4 protein-coding genes and 1 pseudogene are annotated in these 2,546 nt (G+C 61.4%); all 5 read right to left on the reverse strand.

Going from position 1 to position 2,546, the window contains the following annotated elements; genetic code table 11:
* A pseudogene (locus B2W70_RS01820) lies at positions 1-227 on the reverse strand (50S ribosomal protein L2); the annotation flags it as partial.
* A 2-nt stretch (positions 228-229) separates the two neighbouring features.
* A complete protein-coding gene (rplW, locus tag B2W70_RS01825; RefSeq protein ID WP_058087409.1) occupies positions 230-544 on the reverse strand; it encodes a 50S ribosomal protein L23 in 315 nt (104 codons plus the stop codon).
* Positions 541-1,164 carry a 50S ribosomal protein L4 gene (gene rplD / locus B2W70_RS01830; protein WP_137840964.1) on the reverse strand — a complete coding sequence of 208 codons (624 nt, stop codon included), beginning with the start codon at positions 1,162-1,164 and terminating at the stop codon, positions 541-543. Before rplD ends, rplW begins: the two co-directional genes overlap by 4 nt.
* On the reverse strand, positions 1,164-1,838 hold the full coding sequence (rplC, locus tag B2W70_RS01835; RefSeq protein ID WP_058087411.1) for a 50S ribosomal protein L3: 675 nt from the start codon (positions 1,836-1,838) through the stop codon (positions 1,164-1,166). Before rplC ends, rplD begins: the two co-directional genes overlap by 1 nt.
* 291 nt (positions 1,839-2,129) lie before the next feature.
* Positions 2,130-2,441, reverse strand: coding sequence for a 30S ribosomal protein S10 (rpsJ, locus tag B2W70_RS01840; protein ID WP_058087412.1), 312 nt, complete (start codon positions 2,439-2,441; stop codon positions 2,130-2,132).
* Positions 2,442-2,546 lie beyond the last annotated feature (105 nt).

Raw genomic sequence — 2,546 nt, forward strand, 5'->3', positions numbered from 1 at the left:
GCCGGGATGCCATCCTTGTTGCGCACGAAGTCCACCACGCGGTAGTGGTGCTTGTGACCACCGCCCTTGTGGCGAATCGTGATGTGACCGTTGTTGTTGCGGCCAGCGTTTTGCTTTTGCGGCTCAAGCAGCGAAGCCTCAGGCTTGCCCTTGTGCAGGTGCTTGTGCACCACCTTCACCACGCCACGGCGGCCGGGCGAGGTCGGTTTGACTTTGACGACAGCCATGATTACGCGGCCTCCCCGGAGAAGTTCAGCTCTTGACCGGCCTTCAGGCTCACATAAGCCTTCTTGGCGTGGTCACGACGGCCGATGCGGCCACCGAAACGCTTGGTCTTGCCCTTCTGGTTCAGGACTTGCACCGACTTGACTTCGACCTTGAACAGCAGCTCAACAGCGGCCTTGATCTCGGGCTTGGTGGCGTCGCGCAGCACCTTGAACAGCACTTGGCCGCGTTCTTCAGCAGCGGCGGTGGCCTTTTCCGAAATGATCGGAGCGACCAGCACCTGCATCAGGCGGTTTTCATCGAATTTGAGAGTGCTCATGCGAACATCTCCTGCAGCTTTTCGATCGCACCCTTGGTGACCACGACCTTCTTGTAGAAGACCAGGGACAGGGGATCGGCGTAACGGGGTTCGACAACCAGCACGTTGGGCAGGTTGCGCGAAGCCAGGAACAGGTTGTCGTCGACGGTGTCGGCGATGACCAGGACGTGGTCCAGGTTCATGGCCTTCAGCTTGGCGGCGAGCAGCTTGGTCTTGGGGGCTTCGACGGTCAGCGAATCGACCACAGCGATGCGGCCTTCACGGGCCAGCTGCGAGAAGATGGCGGCCATGCCGGCGCGGTACATCTTCTTGTTGACCTTCTGGGTGAAGTTCTCGTCGGGGCTGTTCGGGAAGATCCGACCACCGCCACGCCACAGGGGCGACGAGGACATACCGGCGCGGGCGCGACCGGTGCCCTTTTGGCGCCAAGGCTTCTTGGTGGTGTGCTTGACCTGTTCGCGGTCCTTCTGGGCGCGGGTGCCTTGACGGGCATTGGCCTGGTAGGCGACGACGACCTGATGGATCAGGGCTTCGTTGTATTCGCGGCCGAACACGGTGTCGGATGCTTCAACCTTGGAAGCAGCCTGACCTTGCTCATTGAGCAGTTCGAGCTGTGCCATCAGTTGGCTCCTTTCTTGACCTTGACCTTGACGGCCGGGCGCACGGTGACGAAGCCACCCTTGGCGCCAGGAACCGCGCCCTTGACCAGCAGCAGTTGACGGGCTTCGTCAACGCGCACGACGTCGAGGTTTTGCGTGGTCACGGTCTCGTCACCTTGGTGACCAGACATCTTCTTGCCGGGGAACACGCGACCGGGGTCCTGGGCCATCGAGATGGAGCCGGGGACGTTGTGCGAACGCGAGTTACCGTGCGAAGCGCGCTGCGAACCGAAGTTGTGGCGCTTGATGGTGCCCATGAAGCCCTTGCCGATCGAAGTGCCTTGCACGTCGACCATCTGGCCGGCCTGGAACAGGGCGGCGGGGGCGATGGTGGTGCCGGCCTTGTATTCGGCGGCGACTTCCGCGGGGACGCGGAATTCCTTGACGAACTCACCAGCTTCGACGCCAGCCTTGGCCAGGTGACCGGCTTCAGGCTTGGTCACGCGCGATGCCTTGCGGGCACCGAACACGACTTGCAGGGCGACGTAGCCGTCGTTCTCAACGGTTTTGACCTGGGACACGCGGTTGTTGGACACGTCGAGCACCGTCACGGGCACGGCGTCGCCGTCGTCCGTGTAGATGCGCATCATGCCCACCTTGCGGCCCAGCAATCCGAGGCGATTGCTAAGACTCATATTTTTCTCCAACTCCACAACGATGCGTGGAGCCTTTTACAAAAACCCGACATCGATTGGCCGGGCCCGGAAATCCCATCCATGCACTGCGCGCAAACACTGGTTGAACCAATGCAGACACGCCGCCCATTTCAGGAAAGCCCACGACTGTAGCAAATGCTTAAAAAAAGCGCAAGTGCCTCAGCCTGCCGGTGGCGGGGAATGAGGGGGAATGAAAAAGCCGCACCGGGAAGGTGCGGCTTTCTGGGGAGTCGGCGCCGACGTGACCGCCGGCATCCGGACTCAGCGGCATCACTGCAGCTTGATTTCGACGTCCACGCCAGCGGGCAGGTCCAGCTTCATCAGGGCGTCGACCGTCTTGTCGGTCGGGTCGACGATGTCCATCAGGCGCTGGTGGGTGCGGATCTCGAACTGGTCACGCGACGTCTTGTTGACGTGCGGCGAGCGCAGGATGTTGAAACGCTGCAGGCGGGTGGGCAGGGGCACGGGGCCCTTGACGATGGCACCGGTGCGCTTGGCGGTTTCGACGATTTCAGCCGACGACTGGTCGATCAGCTTGTAGTCGAACGCCTTCAGGCGGATGCGGATCTTTTGTTGTGCCATGACGGCTCCTAAGCAATAAAGAACAAGCTCGCGACCGGCCTGAAACGAAGTCAGGCTGATCGCGAGAACACGTCATGGATCAGTCGAGGATCTTGGCCACGACGC

The organism is Aquabacterium sp. UBA2148, assembly GCF_002328915.1.
Lineage (GTDB): Bacteria > Pseudomonadota > Gammaproteobacteria > Burkholderiales > Burkholderiaceae_C > Aquabacterium > Aquabacterium parvum.

Bases quoted from the DNA above. Each gene is read 5' to 3' on its own strand.
- rplW (WP_058087409.1), bottom strand. From the start codon at position 544: ATGAGCACTCTCAAATTCGATGAAAACCGCCTGATGCAGGTGCTGGTC.
- rpsJ (WP_058087412.1), bottom strand. From the start codon at position 2,441: ATGGCACAACAAAAGATCCGCATCCGCCTGAAGGCGTTCGACTACAAG.
- rplD (WP_137840964.1), bottom strand. From the start codon at position 1,164: ATGGCACAGCTCGAACTGCTCAATGAGCAAGGTCAGGCTGCTTCCAAG.
- rplC (WP_058087411.1), bottom strand. From the start codon at position 1,838: ATGAGTCTTAGCAATCGCCTCGGATTGCTGGGCCGCAAGGTGGGCATG.